Source organism: Streptomyces sp. NPDC001858 (assembly GCF_053594615.1).
Genome location: NZ_JBSFEV010000023.1, coordinates 132964 through 153503, shown reverse-complemented (window position 1 = coordinate 153503; position 20540 = coordinate 132964). Strand labels below are relative to the sequence as shown.

Annotated in this window: 20 protein-coding genes; 5 read left to right on the top strand and 15 right to left on the bottom strand. The window is 70.9% G+C overall.

Features of this window, described 5'->3' with window-relative positions:
* Positions 1–183: 183 nt before the first annotated feature.
* The 8 genes from ACWCPF_RS28550 to ACWCPF_RS28515 form a co-directional block, all read right to left on the bottom strand.
* The gene (locus ACWCPF_RS28550) at positions 184–957 is read right to left on the bottom strand and encodes a DUF3159 domain-containing protein (protein ID WP_451047971.1); all 774 of its coding nucleotides are present in this window, start codon (positions 955–957) and stop codon (positions 184–186) included.
* Between the two features lie 3 nt (positions 958–960).
* On the bottom strand, positions 961–1359 hold the full coding sequence (locus tag ACWCPF_RS28545) for an OB-fold nucleic acid binding domain-containing protein (protein WP_078615454.1): 399 nt from the start codon (positions 1357–1359) through the stop codon (positions 961–963).
* A 183-nt stretch (positions 1360–1542) separates the two neighbouring features.
* On the bottom strand, positions 1543–2259 hold the full coding sequence (locus ACWCPF_RS28540; protein WP_451047970.1) for a response regulator: 717 nt from the start codon (positions 2257–2259) through the stop codon (positions 1543–1545).
* Positions 2253–4805 carry an ATP-binding protein gene (locus ACWCPF_RS28535; RefSeq protein WP_451047969.1) on the bottom strand — a complete coding sequence of 851 codons (2553 nt, stop codon included), beginning with the start codon at positions 4803–4805 and terminating at the stop codon, positions 2253–2255. The genes ACWCPF_RS28540 and ACWCPF_RS28535 overlap by 7 nt, the downstream gene beginning before the upstream one ends.
* Positions 4806–5032: 227 nt before the next feature.
* Positions 5033–6211, bottom strand: coding sequence for an alginate lyase family protein (locus tag ACWCPF_RS28530; protein WP_451047968.1), 1179 nt, complete (start codon positions 6209–6211; stop codon positions 5033–5035).
* 222 nt (positions 6212–6433) lie between these two features.
* On the bottom strand, positions 6434–7210 hold the full coding sequence (locus tag ACWCPF_RS28525) for a DUF3710 domain-containing protein (RefSeq protein ID WP_351909637.1): 777 nt from the start codon (positions 7208–7210) through the stop codon (positions 6434–6436).
* A 1-nt stretch (position 7211) separates the two neighbouring features.
* On the bottom strand, positions 7212–7763 hold the full coding sequence (gene dut / locus ACWCPF_RS28520) for a dUTP diphosphatase (protein ID WP_451047967.1): 552 nt from the start codon (positions 7761–7763) through the stop codon (positions 7212–7214).
* A complete protein-coding gene (locus ACWCPF_RS28515) occupies positions 7760–8344 on the bottom strand; it encodes a PaaI family thioesterase (RefSeq protein WP_451047966.1) in 585 nt (194 codons plus the stop codon). Before ACWCPF_RS28515 ends, dut begins: the two co-directional genes overlap by 4 nt.
* A gap of 58 nt (positions 8345–8402) precedes the next feature.
* On the opposite strand from ACWCPF_RS28515, the gene ACWCPF_RS28510 reads away from it, so the two are divergent.
* Entirely contained in the window at positions 8403–8867 is a 465-nt protein-coding gene (locus tag ACWCPF_RS28510) for a DUF3093 domain-containing protein (RefSeq protein WP_451047965.1), read from the top strand.
* 84 nt (positions 8868–8951) lie between these two features.
* Here the strand turns inward: ACWCPF_RS28510 and ACWCPF_RS28505 are convergent, their stop codons facing one another.
* The 4 genes from ACWCPF_RS28505 to ACWCPF_RS28490 all read right to left on the bottom strand — a co-directional run bounded on the left by ACWCPF_RS28505 (position 8952) and on the right by ACWCPF_RS28490 (position 12549).
* Entirely contained in the window at positions 8952–9935 is a 984-nt protein-coding gene (locus tag ACWCPF_RS28505) for a hypothetical protein (protein ID WP_451047964.1), read from the bottom strand.
* Between the two features lie 13 nt (positions 9936–9948).
* Positions 9949–10245 (bottom strand): DUF4193 domain-containing protein, encoded by a 297-nt coding sequence (locus ACWCPF_RS28500; protein WP_003993510.1) that lies wholly within the window; start codon positions 10243–10245, stop codon positions 9949–9951.
* Between the two features lie 396 nt (positions 10246–10641).
* Positions 10642–11889, bottom strand: coding sequence for a sensor histidine kinase (locus tag ACWCPF_RS28495; protein ID WP_451047963.1), 1248 nt, complete (start codon positions 11887–11889; stop codon positions 10642–10644).
* Between the two features lie 6 nt (positions 11890–11895).
* Positions 11896–12549: a response regulator transcription factor gene (locus ACWCPF_RS28490; RefSeq protein ID WP_003993508.1), complete on the bottom strand. Its 654-nt coding sequence runs from the start codon at positions 12547–12549 to the stop codon at positions 11896–11898.
* Positions 12550–12976: 427 nt separating this feature from the next.
* Here ACWCPF_RS28490 and ACWCPF_RS28485 point away from each other — a divergent pair, with 427 nt between their 5' ends.
* Complete coding sequence (locus ACWCPF_RS28485) at positions 12977–13150, top strand: hypothetical protein (protein WP_351909625.1); 174 nt, start codon at positions 12977–12979, stop codon at positions 13148–13150.
* 74 nt (positions 13151–13224) lie between these two features.
* Here ACWCPF_RS28485 and ACWCPF_RS28480 read toward each other — a convergent pair whose 3' ends face one another.
* Complete coding sequence (locus tag ACWCPF_RS28480) at positions 13225–14040, bottom strand: inositol monophosphatase family protein (protein WP_451047962.1); 816 nt, start codon at positions 14038–14040, stop codon at positions 13225–13227.
* Between the two features lie 8 nt (positions 14041–14048).
* Positions 14049–15176, bottom strand: a complete 1128-nt coding sequence (locus ACWCPF_RS28475; protein WP_451047961.1) for a ferrochelatase — start codon at positions 15174–15176, stop codon at positions 14049–14051.
* Between the two features lie 238 nt (positions 15177–15414).
* Here ACWCPF_RS28475 and ACWCPF_RS28470 point away from each other — a divergent pair, with 238 nt between their 5' ends.
* The 3 genes from ACWCPF_RS28470 (at position 15415) to sepH (ending at position 19438) form a co-directional block, all read left to right on the top strand.
* The gene (locus tag ACWCPF_RS28470) at positions 15415–16653 is read left to right on the top strand and encodes an MFS transporter (protein WP_451047960.1); all 1239 of its coding nucleotides are present in this window, start codon (positions 15415–15417) and stop codon (positions 16651–16653) included.
* Positions 16613–17932, top strand: coding sequence for a D-arabinono-1,4-lactone oxidase (locus ACWCPF_RS28465; RefSeq protein ID WP_451047959.1), 1320 nt, complete (start codon positions 16613–16615; stop codon positions 17930–17932). The genes ACWCPF_RS28470 and ACWCPF_RS28465 overlap by 41 nt, the downstream gene beginning before the upstream one ends.
* Before the next feature lie 468 nt (positions 17933–18400).
* A complete protein-coding gene (gene sepH / locus ACWCPF_RS28460; protein ID WP_451047958.1) occupies positions 18401–19438 on the top strand; it encodes a septation protein SepH in 1038 nt (345 codons plus the stop codon).
* Positions 19439–19565: 127 nt separating this feature from the next.
* On the opposite strand, the gene ACWCPF_RS28455 is transcribed toward sepH, so the two are convergent.
* Positions 19566–20417: a sulfurtransferase gene (locus ACWCPF_RS28455; protein ID WP_451047957.1), complete on the bottom strand. Its 852-nt coding sequence runs from the start codon at positions 20415–20417 to the stop codon at positions 19566–19568.
* Positions 20418–20540: the final 123 nt, after the last annotated feature.

The following is a 20540-nucleotide window of genomic DNA, read 5'->3' as shown; positions in this document are numbered from 1 at the left end:
CTCGACTCCACGGTCTGGATCGACCTGCGGCGCATCCTGCACGAGGTGGACCCGGGCGCCGAGTGGGCCGCTGCCCCCGGCCCCCCGCCGCCCCTTTAGGAGCGCGGGGAACTGCGCGACCAGCCACGACGACGCCGCAGCGGAACGACGGCACATCGCGGCATCGCCGGGACGGCAGAGCGCTCAGCCGTCCCGGCGGTGCCGGCCGCTCGTGGCCTCACCGTGCTCCGCAGCCAGCGCCGCCTTGCGTTCCTCTTCGGCCTTCTCCTCCGCCTCCATCTCCGCGAACACGTCGATCGGCGCGGGCGCCTTCGCGAGGAAGACCCAGGTCAGCCAGACGGCGAGCAGGAACGGCGGGATCTTCAGGGCCACCAGCACCCAGCCCAGCTGCTCGGTGTTCGCCCACCAGTACAGCGGGAAGAGGATCGCGCACTTGGCGAGCAGGATCAGCCCCCACGCCCAACTGGCCTTGGCGTACGCCGCCTTGCGCCCCGGGTTGCGGGTCCGCCAGGACAGGTTCTCCTTGAAGACCGGGCCGAGGATCAGACCGATCAGCGGCACCCCGCACAGCGTGGTGATGATGTACGCCAGCGCCAGCCCGAGCGTGTAGAGCATGCCCGGCAGATAGAAGTCCTTGGCGTTGCCGGTCATCATCGCGAAGACGACGCCGAAGGCGACGCCGAAGACCCCGCTGAAGGCGTGCTTGACCGTGTCCTTCATCGCCAGGCGGACCACGACCAGGATCAGCGACACCGCGATCGCGGCGATCGCGGCCATGTGCAGGTCCTTGTTGATCGTGAAGATCGTGACGAAGAGCAGGCCTGGCACCACGGTCTCGACCATGCCCCGCACGCCGCCGAACGCCTCGAACAGGGCGGCCTCGGTCACCGCCCGGGCGTCGGCCGCGGCAGTGTCCTCCGCGGTCGTGTCTTCGGTCGGCTTGTCGAGCGACGTCACCGGCTACTCCCTACCCAGGGGTCTCAGTTCGTACTTGGGGTTGAACAGCACCCGGCGGCCCCGGCTCATGGAGACCCGCCCCGATGCGATGAGCCTGCGCCCCGGCTCTATGCCCACTATGGAGCGTCTGCCCAGCCACACCACGTCGAGCGCGGCGGTGCCGTCGAACAGCTCGGCTTCCAGGGCGGGGACTCCGGCGCGCGGCCGCAGAGTGACCGTGCGCAAGGTACCAGTAACCGTGACGATCTGCCGGTCCTGGCAGTCTCCGATCCGCGTGCAACCGGCCGTCTCGGCGTCCTCGCGCAATTCCTCGGACTCCAGGTCCTCCTGCGACGAGGACAGCCGGTCGAGCATGCGCCGGAACCGCCCCACCGGCTTTTCGGAACGAGGAACAGCACTCATGTCTGAAGCGTACCGGGGCGCACCGACAGAGCCGTAGCCCCTGCCGAAGTCAGGCCACTGAAGTCGGCAGCGCCCTGAAGGGGCGCGGGGCGCTGACATCTGCGGCTCCGCCGCGCGGGCGCAACCAGCCACGACGACGCCGCAGCGGAACGACGGCACATCGCGGCACTACCAGCGGAGCGCTCAGCGCTCGAACCGATAGCCCATCCCTGGCTCCGTGACGAAGTGCTTGGGATGCGAGGGGTCCGCCTCGAGCTTCCGTCTCAGCTGCGCCATGTACACCCGCAGGTAGTTCGTCTCCGTCCCGTACGACGGCCCCCACACCTCCTGCAGCAGCTGTTTCTGGCTGACCAGCCGGCCGGCGTTGCGCACCAGCACCTCCAGCAGATGCCACTCCGTGGGCGTCAGCCGGACGTCCTTCCCGGCCCGGTTGACCTTCTTCGCGGCCAGGTCGACGGTGAACCCGTCCGTCTCCACCAGCACCTCGTCCTCACCGCTCCCGGGGGGTTCGGCCCTGCGGACGGCGGCCCGCAGCCGGGCCAGCAGCTCGTCCATGCCGAACGGTTTGGTGACGTAGTCGTCGGCGCCCGCGTCGAGCGCCTCGACCTTCTCGTCCGAGGAGTGCCGGGCGGACAGCACCAGGATCGGCACCCTGGTCCAGCCGCGCAGCCCCTTGATCACCTCCACGCCGTCCATGTCCGGCAGGCCCAGGTCGAGGACGATCACGTCCGGGTGGCGTGCGGCGGCGAGCCGGAGGGCGGTGGCGCCGTCGTGCGCCGCGTCCACCTCGTACTTGCGGGCCTTGAGGTTGATCACCAGGGCGCGCACGATCTGCGGCTCGTCGTCGATCACGAGCACCCTCGTGGGGGTCTGGGGTGTCCCCCCAGCCGGGCTCAGCATGAGGCCTGCCTTTCGGGTCGTACGGTGTGCAGCTCGAGGCGCGGTCCGGCCGCCGCGCGGACGGTGAGCACCATGGTGAGGCCGCCGCCGGGGGTGTCCTCGGCGTTCAGGGTGCCGCCCATGGCTTCGGCGAAGCCACGCGCGACGGCGAGGCCGAGCCCCACGCCGGCTCCGCGCGGGGCGTCGCCATGGCGTTGGAAGGGCGCGAATATCCGTTCCTTGGCCTCGTCGGGGACGCCGGGCCCGCGGTCCACGACGCGTACCTCGACCCGGTCGGACATCGCGCTCGCCGACACCAGCACGGGCTCGCCGCCCGGACTGTACTTGACGGCGTTCTCCACGAGATTGGCCACCGACCGCTCCAGCAGTCCCGCGTCCACGGCGACCATGGGCAGCGTCTCCGGGATGTCCAGCTCCACGCTCTCCGCCGGATCCGGGACCCCGCCGAGCGCCATCGGCACGACCTCGTCGAGGTCGATCTCCCGGATGATCGGCGTGACCGTACCGGTCTGGAGGCGGGACATGTCCAGCAGGTTGCCCACCAGGTGGTCGAGGCGGTCCGCGCCGTCCTCGATACCCTCCAGCAGCTCGGCGCGGTCCTCCTCGGACCAGGCCACGTCGTCGGATCTGAGGCTCGACACCGACGCCTTGATGCCGGCCAGCGGGGTCCGCAGATCGTGGCTGACGGCGGCCAGCAGGGCCGTGCGGATGCGGTTGCCCTCGGCCAGCGCGCGGGCCTGCTCGGCCTCCTCCTGCAACCGCCGCCGGTCCAGCACGACGACGGCCTGCGCGGCGAACGCGGCCAGCACCCGGCGGTCCTCCGCGGGCAGCACCCGCCCGGTGAGCGCCAGCGCCAGGTGGTCGCCGACCGGCACGTCCACGTCCGCCTCCTCGGGCCGCTCGACCGGGGGTCCGAAGCCGACGTGGCCCGCGCGGGTCCACGGCGATCTGTCGTCCGCCCGCTCCAGCAGCGCCGCCGACTCCATGCCGAAGGTCTCGCGCACCCGCTCCAGCAGCGCCTCCAGGCTGGTCTCGCCCCGCAGCACGTTGCCCGCCAGGTAGGACAGGATCTCCGACTCGGCCCGCAGCCGGGCAGCCTGGTGCGTACGCCGGGCCGCCAGGTCCACCACCGACGCGACCGAGACGCCCACCCCGACGAAGATCACGATGGCGACGATGTTCTTCGGGTCGGCGATCGTCCATCTGTGCAGGGGCGGTGTGTAGAAGTAGTTCAGCAGGAGCGAGCCCACGGCCGCCGAGGCCAGCGCGGGCAGCAGTCCGCCGAGCAGCGCCGCCGCGACCGTCACCGCCAGGAACAGCAGCATGTCGTTGGCGAGGCCGAGGTGGACGGTGTTCAGCAGCAGCGCCAGCAGCACCGGCCCCACCACGCCGACCAGCCAGCCCCAGATGATCCGGGCCCGCCCGAGCCGGGCGCCCCGGGCCACCGGCAGCCCACGCCCCCGCGCGACCTCGTCGTGGGTGACGATGTGCACGTCGAGGTCGGACCCCGACTCCCTGGCGACCGTCGCGCCGACCCCGGGCCCGAAGACGTACTGCCAGGTCTTGCGGCGGGAGGAGCCGAGCACGATCTGCGTGGCGTTGACCCCGCGGGCGAAGTCGAGCAGCGCGGCCGGTATGTCGTCGCCGACCACATGATGGAAGGTGCCGCCCAGGTCCTCGACCAGGGTGCGCTGGACCGCCAGCTCCTTCGGCGAGGCCGAGGTCAGCCCGTCGCTGCGCGCGATGTACACGGCGCTCACCTCGCCGCCGGCGCCCTTCTCCGCCAGCCGCGCCGCCCGCCGGATCAGGGTGCGCCCCTCCGGGCCGCCGGTGAGCCCGACCACGATCCGCTCGCGCGAACCCCAGATCGCCGACACCCGGTGCTCGCTGCGGTACTCCTTCAGGTACTCGTCGACCCGGTCGGCCACCCAGAGCAGGGCCAGCTCCCGCAGTGCGGTGAGGTTGCCGGGCCGGAAGTAGTTGGACAGGGCCGCGTCGACCTTGTCGGGCTGGTAGATGTTGCCGTGCGCCATGCGCCGTCGCAGCGCCTGCGGTGACATGTCGACCAGTTCGATCTGGTCGGCGCGCCGGACGAACTCGTCGGGCACGGTCTCCTGCTGCCGTACGCCCGTGATGGACTCCACGACGTCGCCGAGGGACTCCAGGTGCTGGATGTTGACCGTGGAGATCACGTCGACGCCGGCGGCGAGCAGCTCCTCCACGTCCCGCCAGCGCTTGGCGTTGCGCGAGCCGGGGACGTTGGTGTGGGCGAGTTCGTCCACCAGGGCGACCTGCGGGGCACGGGAGAGGACCGCGTCCACGTCCATCTCGGTGAAGACGCCGCCCCGGTACTGCAGCTCCCGGCGCGGGATCTGTTCCAGGCCGTGCAGCATCACCTCGGTGCGCGGCCGCTGGTGATGCTCGACGAAAGCCACCACGCAGTCGGTGCCGCGCTCCACCCGTCGGTGGGCCTCGGACAGCATGGCGTACGTCTTGCCGACGCCCGGTGCCGCACCGAGGTAGATCCGAAGCTTGCCGCGTGCCATGGCCTCATTGTCTTCCAGTGACTGCTGCGTACGCAGCGTCGACCCTACGGCCAACAGTTCCGACATAAGGGACGTGCTCAGGGGCGAGGGGTGCCTTTGACGCAACCCTGACGCGGCGAGACGATCACCCGCGCCCCTCAGCCCTTCATCGGACGAGCCCCCCGAATCGGTTCACGCGGATCGGTTCAGGCGGATCGGCTCAGGCGGATCGGCTCAGGCGCTTCGGATCATGCCGGATTGTCTCCGTGGGTCAGCGTCTCCCAGGCGACGAAGAGGTTGTTGCTGCCGGCCGGGCGGTTCTGCAGGGTCAGCGTCTGCGTGTTGGTCATCGCGATCCCCAGCCGGTTGTGCAGCGCGTTGTATCCGACCTCGGTGACCGGGCCGAGCCCCGTCGTCAGGGAGCCGCCGCACAGCCAGCTCGGGACGGCCGTGCCGAGCTGGTACTTGGACTGGAAGCCGAGGGCCTGCCGCAGCCGTTCGCCGACGTCGGTGCCGTACAGGTCCTGGCCCTGGATCCGGCTGGTCTCGGCGACGTGCGAGATCGCGGAGATGCCGTAGCCGGTGTGGGTGAGGTCCCGGCAGGTCTCCTGGGTCAGCCCGGTGACGAAGGTGCCCTGCCCCTGCCAGTAGGCGACGATCTTGTCCCGGGTGTTCAGGTTCTGGCTCGGCACGGTCTTCGGCAGCTCACCGTCGGAGGCGAGGTAGACGTAGGCGGCCGTGCGGGTGCGGAACCTCGCCATGGCCTTGTCGTACGACGCCCGGTCCTCCAGGAAGACCGAGATGCCGACGGCGGCCTCCATCATCGACAGCTCCCAGTTGCCGTTGGAGTGGGAGCCGTTGATGATCTCGGGCAGGTAGACGTCCCGGAGCATGGTCGCGAAGCGGCCCGAGCCGGCCCAGCCGCCGGTGTACGTGTACTTGATGATCTCGGCGGCCTTCGGCCAGGACGAGCCCGCCCAGCCGGTCTGCAGCGGCGCGTTGCTGTTGGTGTGGTCCTTGATCACGCCCGACCAGGCGTCCATCAGCTCGATGGCCTTCTTCGCGTACCGCTCGTCGCGCGTGACGTACCAGGCGAGCGCGTCGGTGTAGGCGGCGAGGGCGTCCTCTCGCTCGTCCGTGCAGCCGTTGTTGGGGTTGGAGTAGGGCCCGCACTCGACGACCGCGCGGGGTTTGGGGGTGCGGCTCAGGTTGGCGTACTTGCTCGCCAGCAGCTGGTCGAAGGCGCCTTTCCAGGGCTGGGCCGCGGAGTCGACCTTGCCCCGGACGAAGTCCAGCTGCGCCCGGGAGACGGTGACGCCGGGATGGGCGAAGGTGGTGGGCGCGGCTTGGGCCCGGGGGGCGTTCGGGGACGCGAGAGCGCCCAGGACGAGAGCGGTGACGGTCACAAGGAATGCGGTTCGACGCACAGCGGCTCCGTTTCTGGTTCTTGTATATGAACACAGAGCGCCCTTATGAACTCAGGCGTTGAGCGGAGACCATAGGTCCAGACCAATTGACCGTCAAGAGTTCGCGCACGGGAAAGACCTGGGGAGGGCCCGGGAAGGACCGGGGGAAGGACCTGGGAAGGGACATGCCAAAGGGCCGCACCCCTTGAGGGGTACGGCCCTTTCCGCCGAGCGGCTGTCGGACTATCGGACCTCGGTGATCTCCGGTCCGCGCTGCAGCTGGCCCATGCCGCCGGAGAAGCGCGAGCCCTCCTCCTGCTGCTGGACGCCCTCGGGCACCATCTGCGCGTCGTTCGGCAGCTTGAGGACGATCGGGTCCCGGGGCGCCATCGGGCCTTCGCCGCGGACCACGACCGTGTCCCGGAAGATGTTCTCCAGCAGACCGGCCGCCTGCGGCTGCACCGCGCCCTGGCCCGAGATCACCCCGCGCAGGAACCAGCGGGGACCGTCCACGCCGACGAACCGCACGACGTGGAAGCCGCTCTTGCCGTCCGGCAGCTGCACCGGCACCTGGGCCCGCAGCTCCCAGCCCAGCGGACCCTCGACCTCGTCGACGATGCCGCCCTGCTGGGTGATGCCGGAGCCGATCTCCTCGCGCACCTCGCCCCAGATGCCCTCGCGCTTGGGAGCCGCGAAGGCCTGCAGCTGGATGGCGCTGTCGCGCAGCACGACGGTCGCCGCGACGATCGCGTCACCGGCGACCTCGACCCGCAGTTCCATGCCGTCGACCCCGGGCACGAAGATCCCGCCGAGGTCCACGCGGCCGTCGGCCGGATCGCGCACCTCCGAGTCGTCCCAGGGCCCGTCGGGCCTCGGCTCGGGCTCGAGCCGCACGCGCTCGCGTGCGCCCTCGTCCTCGCCCTCTACGTCGTCCGCCTCAGTGTCGACACTGTCGACGACCTGCTCGGCCTCGCCGGCCGCGTCCTCGGCGGCACCCTTCTTCTTGCGACGTCCGAACACGTCACTGTCCTTCCCGGTCGGATACGACCGAAGCGTATCGATTCCCACCCGTCGCGCCGCCCTCGGCGGCCGAACCGCTTGTACCGCTTGCGTCGCCCACGGCGGCATGCCCGCCGGTGGACCCGAAGCCCCCTGCGGCCCGCGCCGAGTCGGGAAGCTCCGCCACCTCCTGGAAGCGGACCCTCTCGACCTGCTGGACGACCAGTTGGGCAATCCGGTCGAAGCGCTCGAACCGCACGGACTCGCGCGGGTCGAGATTCACCACGATCACCTTGATCTCCCCACGGTACCCGGCATCAACCGTCCCCGGGGCATTCACGAGGGCGACGCCGCACCGTGCGGCGAGCCCCGAACGCGGGTGCACGAAGGCCGCGTACCCCTCCGGCAGCGCGATGCACACGCCCGTGGGCAGGACGGCCCGCTCCCCCGGCGCGAGTTCCCGGCTCTCCGTGGTGCGCAGATCGGCTCCCGCGTCCCCCGGGTGTTCGTACGTCGGAAGCGGTACGTCGGGGTCGACGCGCCGGATCTGGACGTTCAGGGAGTCACGGCTCACGGGTTCACCTCGAAGGCACGGCTGCGCCTGATCCGGTCCGGGTCGCTCATGGCGGCCTGGATCTCCTGCTCACGGCCATGGCTGACGAAATGCTCCACCGCGACCTCGACGAAGAGCGCGTCGGCGCGGACGGCGACCGGACCGTCGGGGCCGCCGATCCGCCCGGTGGCGGTCGAGTAGATCTTGCGCCTGGCCACCGCGGTCACCTCGGCCTCCAGGTGGAGCGTGGCGCCGACGGGCACGGGCTCGACGAAGTCGGTCTCCAGCCGTCCGGTCACGGCGATCGTCCGCAGCAGCCAGTTCAGCGAGCCCAGCGTCTCGTCCAGGGCGGTGGCCAGGACCCCGCCGTGCGCGAGACCGGGCGCGCCCTGGTGGGCGGGCTGGACGGTGAACTCGGCCGTGACGGTCACCCCCTCGCCGGCCCGCGCCTCCAGATGCAGCCCGTGGGCCTGCTCGCCGCCACATCCGAAACACTGTTCGTAGTGGGCGCCGAGCAGCTCGCCGGGCGCCGGAGCGTCGGGGTGCCGAACGGGTTTCACGGCATCGGCCGGAGGCTCAAGAGCTGGGGAAGTACCACTCACAGCCGCAGACCTTACCCGCGCGTCCGGTGTATCCGGGCACCGTGCCAAGCTTGGCTCCATGCAGCTCTCCGCCACCCCGTACGAAGAACGTCTCACCGCCCCGCGCTCCTGGTGGTTCGTCTCGTTCCTCGTGGGCGTCTCCATGGCCCTGATCCTGCTGCCCTTCGGCACCCTGCCGTTGCTCGGCGGCCTGGTGGGCGGCACCGCGGCCGCGGCGGTCGTGGCCAGTTCCTACGGATCCCTCCGCATCCGCGTGGTGGGCGACTCGCTCATCGCGGGCGAGGCGAAGATCCCGGTCACGGCCCTGGGCGAGGCGGAGATCCTGGACCCGGAGGAGGCGCGCGCCTGGCGCACGTACAAGGCCGACACCCGCGCCTTCCTGCTGCTGCGCGCCTATATCCCGAGGGCGCTGAAGGTGGAGGTCATCGACCCGGCCGACCCCACGCCGTATCTGTACCTGTCGACGCGGGAGCCGGAGCGCCTGGCGCAGGCCCTGAAGGCGGCGCGGGAGACGGCCGCGTAGCCGAGCGCCCAGCCCCGCCGGACGGCCCCGGCAGACCTCCGCAGACCTCCGCCGGCCTCGGCGAACCTCAGCCCCGGAAGCCCTTCAGCCCCCGAGCTCTCCGGGGTTCTCGGGGTTCTCGGGGTTGCCGGGGTTCAAGGGGTGCGTGGGGATCTCCCCGACGGCCAGTGGATCCGCCGGCTTCTCCAGCGGCGGCAGTTCGGGCAGCGCGTCCCACGGCACCTGGATCTTCCTCAGGTCGGCCCGGACCTTCGCGGCCACGCGCCGGGTGTCGCGCCGGTTCATGACCGCTCCGACGGCGGCCCCGACCATGAAGGGCATCAGGTTCGGCAGGTCGCGGACCATGCGCTTCATGATCTGCTGGCGCAGCTCGCGCTTCATCTGCCCGCCGAGCGCCGAGTTGACCGACGCCGGCTTCAGGACGTCGATCCCGCGTTCGCCCGACCAGGAGCGCAGGTACGCGGTACTGCGGTCCTTGAGGTTGCCAGGCGGTCGCACGCCGTAGACCTCGTGGAGTTCGGCGATCAGTTTCAGTTCGACCGCCGCGACCCCGGTGATCTCCGCCGCCAGTTCGGTCGGCATCGCGGGCGGCACGGGAAGCATGGCCGCCGCCCCGATGCCCGCTCCGACGGTGGACGTGGCGTTCGCCGCGCCCGTCACGAGCTTGTCCGCGAGCTGCTCGGGGCCGAGGCCCGGGAACTGTCTGCGGAGCGTCTGAAGGTCCCGTACGGGGATCCGCGGGGCGATCTCGATGATCCGGTCGGCGAGGTGCGCCAGCCCCGCCCTGGCGCGGTCACCGCCCTTGCGGACGCCTTCCCGGGCCAGGCCGGTGGCCTTCTCCCGGATGACCGCCGCCCGTCGCCTTGCGACGGGGGCGGCATTCCGCGTCGGCACCGGGCGGTCACCCCGGTCGGTCGCGGGTTCGAGCGAGGCCGATCCTGCCGGGATCTCTCCCGTACCGGATGAGCCTCGCTCGTCGTCACGCACGCCGTGAGGGCCGCGGGAGGGCCCTTTGTCCGTTCCCCGCAGGGGGAAGCGGCGCTTCCGAGGAGGGGTCGAGCCAGTCACGGCCGACCCGTCCTCAGTCGCAGTCGCGGCAGATCGGCTGACCGTTCTTCTCCCGGGCCAGCTGGCTGCGGTGGTGCACCAGGAAGCAGCTCATGCAGGTGAACTCGTCCTGCTGCTTCGGCAGTACCCGGACAGCCAGCTCCTCATTGGAGAGGTCTGCACCGGGCAGCTCGAGCCCTTCCGCGGCCTCGAACTCGTCGACGTCGACTGCGGAGGCGGACTTGTCGTTCCGCCTGGCCTTCAGCTCTTCAAGGCTGTCGGAATCCACGTCGTCATCGGTCTTGCGTGGGGTGTCGTAATCGGTAGCCATTTCGCCTCTCCCCCTCTGGGTGTCTGCGGTGTCTCCAGCGCACGTAACGCGTGAGAGGCCGGACTTGTGCCCGCCTCGAGGCGGAGATTTTGCCTCACATCAAGGTCTGTTACTCAATCGACACCCAACCGAACTCCTCACGAGTGATCGGCATGGATGGCGATCGGGACCGTACACGGTCCGAATGCCGCACTTCAAAGGCGTCTCACCGTGTACTTCCCGTGATCAGGACCCCCGAAAACCCGGATTTTCCGGGCCTTACGGTGGCATTCATGATCACGGAGAGTAGATGGCCGGAAATTCGCCCTTGTGATCGATCACACACGGGAAAGCCCAGTTGGAGCCCAGAAAATTCCGCGCAAAGCGAACATCCCCGCGGGTGTCGGCGCAATGATCTCAGACAGGCAAGGTGACTCGCATCACCAGCCCACCCCCTTCGCGCGGCTGGGCCGCGATATGGCCGCCGTGCGCCCGCGCCACGGACCGCACGATGGACAGGCCGAGCCCGACGCCCTTGTCGCTGCCCGTCCGCTCCGTACGCAGCCGACGGAAGGGCTCGAACAGGTTGTCGATCTCATACGCCGGCACGACCGGCCCGGTGTTCGACACGACCAGGACTGCCTGGCCGTGCTGGATCTCGGTGGTCACCTCGACCCAGCCGCCCTCGGGCACGTTGTACCGTACGGCGTTCTGTACGAGGTTCAAGGCGATCCGCTCCAACAGCACGCCGTTGCCCTGGACGACCGCGGGTTTGTGCTCGCCCCGGATCACCACGCCCTTGGCCGCCGCCTCCCCGTGCACCTGGTCGATGGCCTGCTCGGCGACCTCGGCGAGGTCGACCGGCTTGCGCTCGACGATCTGGTTGTCGCTGCGGGCCAGCAGCAGCAGACCCTCGACCAGCTGTTCGCTGCGCTCGTTGGTGGCCAGCAGCGTCTTGCCGAGCTGCTGCAGCTCCACCGGCGCACCGGGGTCGGAGAGGTGCACTTCGAGCAGGGTGCGGTTGATCGCGAGCGGCGTCCGCAGCTCGTGCGAGGCGTTGCCCACGAAGCGCTGCTGGGCGGTGAAGGCGCGCTGCAGCCGCTCCAGCATGTCGTCGAAGGTGTCGGCCAGCTCCTTCAGCTCGTCGTCCGGTCCGTCCAGCTCGATACGACGGGCCAGGTCCGAGCCCGCGACCGCGCGCGCGGTACGGGTGATCCGGCCGAGCGGGGAGAGCACGCGGCCGGCCATGGCGTAGCCGAAGGCGAAGGCGATGATCGCGAGGCCGAGGAGGGCGAGCAGGGATCGGCTGAGGAGGTTGTCCAGGGCGATCTGGCGCTGGTGGTCGATGCAGGCGCTGACCGCGGAGTTGAACTGGGTCAGGCCCGACTCGGCGGTGAGCCCGGAGCAGTCCGTGCTGGCCACCTTGATCACGCCGGTGGCGTTCACGATCTTGAACGGCGGCTGGTTGCCCGTGCTGATGGCCTGCGCCGCCAGCAGATAGATGATCGACAGCAGCAGGATGCCCGCGATCAGGAACATCCCGCCGTAGAGCAGGGTGAGGCGTATGCGGATGGTGGGCCGCAGCCACGGAAAGGGGATCTGCGGGCTCCTGGGGTCCCAGGTGGGCTTGGGGGGCGCCTGGGGCGGCGCGGGCGTCGCGGCCATCGTGCATCAGATCCGGTAGCCGGAACCGGGCACGGTGACGATCACCGGGGGTTCGCCCAGCTTGCGGCGCAGCGTCATGACGGTCACGCGGACGACGTTGGTGAACGGATCGGTGTTCTCGTCCCAGGCCTTCTCGAGAAGCTGCTCCGCGGAGACCACGGCTCCCTCGCTGCGCATCAGCACCTCCAGGACCGCGAACTCCTTGGGCGCGAGCTGGACCTCCTTGCCGTCGCGGAAGACCTCGCGGCGGTTGGGGTCGAGCTTGATGCCCGCGCGCTCCAGGACGGGCGGCAGCGGCACACTGGTGCGCCGGCCGAGGGCACGCACGCGTGCGATCAGCTCGCTGAAGGCGAAGGGCTTGGGGAGGTAGTCGTCGGCGCCGATCTCCAGACCCTCCACGCGATCGCTGACGTCGCCGGAGGCGGTGAGCATCAGCACGCGCGTGGGCATGCCGAGCTCGACGATCTTGCGGCAGACGTCGTCGCCGTGCACGAGGGGGAGGTCGCGGTCGAGGACGACCACGTCGTAGTCGTTCACGCCGATGCGTTCCAGGGCGGCCGCACCGTCGTACACGACGTCGACGGCCATGGCCTCCCGGCGCAGTCCGGTGGCCACCGCATCGGCGAGCAGCTGCTCGTCCTCGACCACGAGTACGCGCACGTCGCTTGTCCTTCCTGTGTCCACTCGCGTAGCGCTCCGTGAGCGCACGCGGGCAGGGGTCTTTGGTGACTGTGGGCTTCCATCCTGCCCTTTTCGGCCATAAGTCGGCGGTAAGGCGGTGAGAGGGAGACGAAGGACGGGTGTGAAGCCCGGGAATGCGAGATTTTCTCGTCGGGTTGAGGTTTCCGCGGAAGGGAGCGGGGGGAGGACGGCTTTACACCCCGCGATCACGCTCTGCATGTGCCGCAGCACACGAAGCGGCACGCTGCGATCCACTTGCCGCAGAGTGGGCGTGGGTGTCCGGCACCGTCGCCGCCCGGCAGGGCAGCGCTGGGCACCTGTTGGAGACGTGATCGCCCCTTTCCCGACCCGGCACACCCCCGTGCCATCGACCCATGACCCACGACCCAGGACGAGGGGGCGCAGCATGGACGCATTCACCGCAGGACTTCTGCAGCGCATAAGGGCGACCGAGTCCGACCTGACGCGGGCTCGCGACGAGGGCGACGACTTCCTCGTCGAGGTGGAGCAGGCCGAGCTCGACGACCTGCGCCGCCTCGCCGCCGAGCACGGTGTGGAGGTCGGCGCGACGAGCGTCTGAAAGCAGTTCGCATGACGAAGGGGCCCCGCCGAATCCAGCGCCGGGGCCCCTTCGCATGTCCGAGCGAAGGCGGCTCAGTCGTGCCAGGCGCCGAAGTCCTCCAGCAGGCGCTGGAGGGGCTCGAAGACGCCGGGGGTGGCGGCGATCGCCAGGTCGCGTGCGGGGCGCTCTCCGGGCCGTCCACCGGTCAGCGCGCCCGCCTCCCGGGCGATGAGGTCGCCCGCGGCGAGGTCCCAGGGGTGCAGCCCGCGCTCGTAGTAGCCGTCGAGGCGGCCCGCGGCCACGTCGCACAGGTCGACGGCGGCCGAGCCGCTGCGCCGGATGTCGCGCACCAGCGGGATCAGCCGGTGGGCGACGTCGGCCTGGTGGACGCGGACCTCGGTGACGTAGTTGAAGCCGGTGGAGACCAGTGCCTGTTCGAGGGGCGCCGTCGGTCGGCAGCTCAGGACCCGCTCGCCCGCCCCGCCGCCCGTCCCGCGGGCCCCGCCGCCGCGCACGGCGTGGAACGTCTCGCCCCGCATCGGGATCTCGACGACCCCGACGACGGTGTCGCCGTCCTGCTCGGCGGCGATGGAGACGGCCCAGGTGGGCAGGCCGTAGAGGTAGTTGACGGTGCCGTCGAGGGGGTCGATCACCCAGCGGATGCCGCTGCTGCCCTCGTTGGAGGCGCCCTCCTCGCCGAGGAAGCCGTCCTCGGGTCGGTGTTCCGAGATCAGGCCCGTGATCAGCTTCTCGGCCGCGATGTCCATCTCGGTGACCACGTCGATGGGGCTCGACTTGGTGGCGGCGACCGCGAGGTCGGCCGGACGGCCGTCCCGCAGCAGCTCACCGGCCCGGCGGGCGGCTTCCCGGGCGAGTTCGAGCAGTTCCGTGTGCAGGGGGTCGGTCACGCCGTTCCTCACGCGTAGGGGCTGTCGGCGCCCGCGGCGGCGGGCTTGGGGGCGCGGGCGGGGCAGCAGCCCACCGGGCACAGGTCATGGCTCGCGCCGAGCGCTCCGAGGGCGCACGGAGTGACCTTCACGCCGCTCTCCGTCTGCGCGCGCTCCAGGACGAGCTCGCGGATCGCGGCGGCGAAGCGCGGATCGGCGCCGACGGTGGCCGAGCGGCGCACCGGCAGGCCGAGCTCCTCCGCCTTGGCCTTGGCCTCCGTGTCGAGGTCGTAGAGGACCTCCATGTGGTCGGAGACGAAGCCGATGGGGGCCATCACGACGGCCGGGACGCCGGCCGCGTGCCGCTCCTCCAGGTGGTCGCAGATGTCCGGCTCCAGCCAGGGGATGTGCGGGGCGCCGGAGCGCGACTGGTAGACGAGCTGCCAGGGGTGGTCGACGCCGGTGCGCTCGCGGACGGCGTCGGCGACGAGCCGCGCGGTGTCCAGGTGCTGCTTCACGTACGCGCCGCCGTCGCCGTGGTCCTCCACGGGGCCGGAGACGTCCGCGGCCGCGTTCGGGATCGAGTGCGTCGTGAAGGCGAGGTGCGCGCCGCCGCGGACGTCCTCGGGAAGGTCGGCGAGCGCGCGCAGCACGCCCTCGATCATGGGCTCCACGAAGCCGGGGTGGTTGAAGTAGTGCCGCAGCTTGTCGATCTTGGGCAGCGCGAGGCCCTCGGCCTCCAGCGCTGCCAGCGATTCGGCGAGGTTCTCGCGGTACTGGCGGCAGCCGGAGTACGAGGCGTACGCGCTGGTGGCCAGGACCAGGATGCGGCGGCGGCCGTCGGCGACCATCTCGCGCAGGGTGTCCGTGAGGTACGGCGCCCAGTTGCGGTTGCCCCAGTAGACCGGCAGGTCCAGGCCGTGGTCGGCGAAGTCCTTGCGCAACGCGTCCAGCAGGGCGCGGTTCTGGTCGTTGATGGGGCTGACCCCGCCGAAGAGGAAGTAGTGCTGCCCGACTTCCTTGAGGCGTTCCTTGGGGATGCCGCGCCCGCGCGTCACGTTCTCCAGGAACGGGACCACGTCGTCCGGGCCTTCCGGTCCGCCGAAGGAGAGCAGGAGCAGGGCGTCGTAGGGGGTGGCGTCGAGCACGTCTCGCATGGGTCGATCCTGCCACCCGCCTCTGACAGCCGGAAAACGGCGGGGGGACGGACGGACGGGCAAACCTCGCACACCAGTGCGTTAGGGTTGCCTAAGTTCGTAAGCTGTATGAGCTGCATTTACGCCTTACCGGTTCCGCCGGACTCACCGCACCCGTCATCGAGTCCCTACGAACCGCCTTCCCTCACGCCGTGCCGAGCCGCCGCGCGCGCGTGAGCCGGACCACCGGAGACCCACCGTGCCCAGCCCTTACCGCGCCCTGTTCGCCGCCCCCGGCTCCAAGGGCTTCTCCGCCGCGGGGTTCCTCGGCAGGATGCCGCTGTCGATGATGGGCATCGGCGTGGTCACGATGGTGTCCCAGCTCACTGGCCGCTACGGGCTGGCGGGTGCGCTGTCGGCGACCATCGCGCTGGCGGCCGCCGCCTTCGGACCGCAGATCTCGCGGCTGGTGGACCTGCACGGTCAGCGCAGGGTGCTGCGCCCGGCGACGCTGGTCGCGCTCGCCGCCTCGGCCGGGCTGCTGCTGGCCGCGCGCTTCGAGTGGCCGGACTGGGCGCTGTTCGTGTGCGCCGCCGGCATCGGCACCGTGCCCAGCCTCGGCGCCATGGTCCGGGCCCGCTGGGCGGCCGTCTACCGGGGCACTCCGCAGCTGCACACGGCGTACTCCTTCGAGTCCGTGGTGGACGAGGTCTGCTTCATCTTCGGGCCGATCATCTCCATCGGTCTGTCCACGGTCTGGTTCCCGGAGGCCGGCCCCCTGCTGGCAGGGTGCTTCCTGGCCGTCGGCGTCTTCTGGCTGACCGCCCAGCGGGCCACCGAGCCCGAGCCGCATCCGCGCGAGCAGCGTGCCGACGGTTCGGCGCTGCGCTCGGCGGGCCTGCAGGTCCTGGTGACCACCTTCGTGGCGACCGGAGCGATCTTCGGGGCGGTCGACGTGGTCACCATCGCCTTCGCCGAGGAGCAGGGCCACAAGGGCGCCGCCAGTCTCGTCCTGGCGGTGTACGCGGCCGGTTCGTGCGTGGCGGGGCTCGTGTTCGGCCTGCTGCACCTCAAGGGGGCCCCGGAACGTCGTTGGCTGCTGGGCGTGTTCATGATGGGCGTGAGTATGATCCCCCTCCTACTGGTCGGAAACTTGCCGTTTCTGGCCGTGGCGCTGTTCCTTGCGGGCCTGGCCATCGCTCCCACGATGATCACCACCATGTCCCTCATCGAAGAGCACGTACCACGTGCACAACTGACCGAGGGCATGACGTGGATCAGCACCGGGCTCGCGGTCGGGGTCGCGCTCGGCTCCGCCGTCGCCGGCTGGGTCATCGACGCGGCCGGGGCGCGAGCCGGGTACGGGGTTCCGGCGGTGTCCGGAGCCGTCGCGGTCGCGGTCGGATTCCTGGGGTACCGCCGGCTGAGCAGGCCGGCACCGGGTCGGGGAGGCACCGTTGAGCAGCACAGCGAGCGGGAAGAACGGCACGTGGCGTAACTGGGGCGGCAACGTCGCGGCACGCCCCGCGCGGGAGGTCACGCCCGCCTCCGTCGACGAACTGGCCGAGGCCGTGCGGCGGGCCGCCGAGGACGGGCTGCGGGTGAAGGCCGTCGGCAGCGGCCACTCCTTCACGTCGATCGCCGCGACGGACGGCGTATTGATCCGCCCTCAACTGTTGACCGGGATCCGCAGGATCGACCGGGACGACTTGACCGTCACGGTGGAGGCCGGCACGCCGCTCAAGAGACTCAACATGGCCCTCGCGCGCGAGGGCCTGTCGCTCACGAACATGGGCGACATCATGGAGCAGACGGTCTCCGGGGCCACCAGCACGGGCACGCACGGCACGGGCCGCGAGTCCGCGTCGATCGCCGCCCAGATCAAGGGCCTGGAACTGGTCACGGCCGACGGCTCGGTGCTCACCTGCTCCGAGAAGGAGAACCCCGAGGTCTTCGCGGCCGCCCGGATCGGCCTGGGCGCGCTCGGGATCGTCACCGCCATCACCTTCGCCGTGGAGCCGATCTTCCTGCTCACCGCGCGGGAGGAACCGATGCCGTTCGACAAGGTCCTCGCCGACTTCGACGAACTGTGGACGGAGAACGAGCACTTCGAGTTCTACTGGTTCCCGCACACCGGCAGTACCAACACCAAGCGCAACAACCGCAGCGCCGGCCCGCGCCGGCCGGTGAGCCAGGTCGCGGGGTGGATCGAGGACGAGTTCCTCTCCAACGGCGTCTTCCAGGTGGCCCAGTGGGTCGGGCGCGCGGCGCCCGCGACGATCCCGACGATCGCCCGGGTCTCCAGCAAGGCCCTGTCCGCGCGCACCTACACCGACATCCCCTACAAGGTCTTCACCTCTCCGCGCCGGGTGCGGTTCGTGGAGATGGAGTACGCGGTCCCGCGCGAGGCGGTGACCGAGACGCTGCGCGAGCTCCGGTCCATGGTCGAGCGCTCGCGTCTGCGGGTCAGCTTCCCCGTGGAGGTGCGCACCGCGCCCGCCGACGACATCGCCCTGTCCACCGCCTCCGGCCGCGACAGCGCCTATATCGCCGTTCACATGGTCAAGGGCACGCCCTATCAGGGGTACTTCACCGCCGCGGAGCGCATCTTCACCGCGCACGAGGGCCGGCCGCACTGGGGCAAGGTGAACACCCGGGACGCGGAGTACCTCGCCGGCGTCTACCCGCGCTTCGGCGAGTTCACGGCGCTGCGGGACCGGCTGGACCCCGACCGCCGGTTCCAGAACGACTACCTGCGGAGGGTCCTGGGCGCGTAGCGGACCCCGGGAGCGCACGCGGCGGCCGACGGCGCCGCCGCTTCGCTCGAATCAGGCCATTCGCGCATATCGGGAACCTTCGGGAGATTGCGTGAAGTACGCCACCTTCAAGATCGCGAAAAGTCCGCAAGAGGCGGCCAAGTCCCACCTCTCGCCTGAAGTTGAGTGGCGCGCCAATCCACGCACGTGGCCCAAATGGAGTACTGTTGCGAGCCCTGGGCCCGGTCTCCCGCCAGGATGTCCGGAGCCTCGCCGGACCGCCTGAAGGGGGGCTAGTTGCACAGGGTGATGGTGTTGGTCACTCAGCGTGGCGAATAGGTAACCGTGCCATAACGGCGAGGCAGGGCCTGTGCCCGACACGCCGGGCAACTCGGCAAGGTTGTGGCAGGCTGCACCCGGGCAGGCCACACTCGACTAGCGGAAGCAGCGACGCACGTGACGTCGGCAGGCACCACCCGGGAGGTCCCCATGCCCGAACTGCGTGTCGTGGCCGTCTCGAATGACGGCACACGGCTGGTGCTGAAGGCTGCGGACAGCACGGAGTACACGCTTCCGATCGACGAGCGTCTGCGCGCCGCCGTACGCGGCGACCGTCCCCGCCTCGGCCAGATCGAGATCGAGGTGGAGAGCCATCTCCGCCCCCGCGACATCCAGGCACGTATACGTGCCGGTGCGACCGCGGAAGAAGTCGCGCAGATGGCCGGCATCCCCGTCGACCGTGTGCGCCGCTTCGAGGGCCCCGTGCTGGCCGAACGAGCCTTCATGGCCGAGCGGGCCCGGAAGACTCCGGTCCGTCGGCCCGGAGAGAACGCCGGGCCACAGCTCGGCGAGGCCGTCCAGGAACGGCTGTTGCTCCGTGGCGCCGAGAAGGACACCGTCCAGTGGGACTCGTGGCGCCGCGACGACGGCACCTGGGAAGTCCTGCTGGTCTACCTGGTCGCGGGCGAACCCCACTCGGCGAGCTGGACGTACGACCCGCCCCGGCGGCTCGTCCAGGCCGTCGACGACGAGGCGCGCTCGCTCATCGGCGAGTCCGACGACCTGGCCGCCCCCGAGCCCAGCTTTCCCTTCGTGCCGCGTATCGCCCGGCTGCCCCGCGACCGTCCGCTGGACCGCGCCCTCGACCGGCCGAGCCTGCCCGCCCAGCCGTCCGAACCGGCCGAGGAGAGCACGGCCGAGCGGGAACGCGACTCGCTGACCAGCCTGTTGGAGGCGGTGCCGAGCTTCCGGGGCGACATGGTCGTCCCGGAGCGTCCGGCCGAGCCCGTCACGGAGGAACCCGACGAGCAGGAGCCCGTCGCCGAGGAGCCGCCGGCGCCCGCCGCCTCCGCCGGTTCCGCCTACGCGGACGTCCTCATGCCGCGTTCCGTCGGAAGCCATCGCGACCGGCTCATCGGGGCCACCGACCGCCAGGCCGAGGCGGACGGCGTCCGTCCGGGCCGCCGCGCCGCCGTGCCCAGCTGGGACGAGATCGTGTTCGGCACCCGGCGCAAGAAGCAGGAGTAACAGGAGTAAGCGGCCCTCGGGCAACTCGCCCGGGGCGTCCGCCGGTTCGTGGGTTTCGGTTCGCACGACGGTACATACGTAAGGGAGGGCCGCACCCGTTCGGCGCGGCCCTCCCTTACGTGTCCGGTTACTGGGGGTCGGGGCCCACGGCGACCGGCCGGGACGGGTCCGAGGACCACTCCGACCAGGACCCGACGTACAGGGCCGCCGGGATCCCCGCGACCGCCAGCGCCAGCACCTCGTGCGCGCCGGAGACGCCCGATCCGCAGTACACGCCGACCTCGGCGCCGTCCGACGCTCCCAGGCCCTTGAAACGGTCCCTCAGGTCCTCGACGGGCAGGAAGCGGCCGTCCGGGCCCACATTGTCGTTCGTGGGCGCGGACACGGCGCCCGGGATGTGTCCGCCGACCCGGTCGATCGGCTCGACCTCGCCGCGGTACCGCTCCCCCGCGCGGGCGTCGAACAGCACTCCGGAGCGGGCGAGGGCCGCGGCCCCGTCCGCGTCGAGGAGGCCCGCGGCGCCCGGATTCGGCTCGAAGTCGCCCTCCACGCGCGCGTGGACGTCGACCGAGAGGTCGCCCCGCCACGACGGCAACCCCCCGTCGAGGACCCGCACGTCCGGGTGACCCGTCCAGCGCAGCAGCCACCACGCGCGTGCCGCCGCCCAGCCCTGCCCGCCGTCGTACACGACCACCGGACGGCCGGCCGAGACGCCCGCCCGGCGCATCGCCGCGCCGAACTCCGCGAGGTCCGGCAGCGGGTGCCGGCCGCCCCCGCCGGGCGCTCCCGCGAGCTCCCGGTCCAGGTCCACATAGGCCGCGCCCGGCACATGACCGGCCTCGTAGGCGGCACGGCCGTCGAACGGCGGCTCCCCGGCCGCCTTGGCCACGCTGAGCTGCCAGCGGACGTCGAGGACGACGGGCGGGCGATCCCCCGCCAGGTCGCCGGCCAGTTCCGATGCGGTGATGATGGCGTTCATGGCCACCATCCTGGCGCACGGGGTGGCCCCATCGCTCATGTCCGGCTACTCTGCTCGGCCGGACAGGCCCGATCACGAGGCGTGCGGAGTCGAGCACATGCCGTACATGCGATCGACATACAG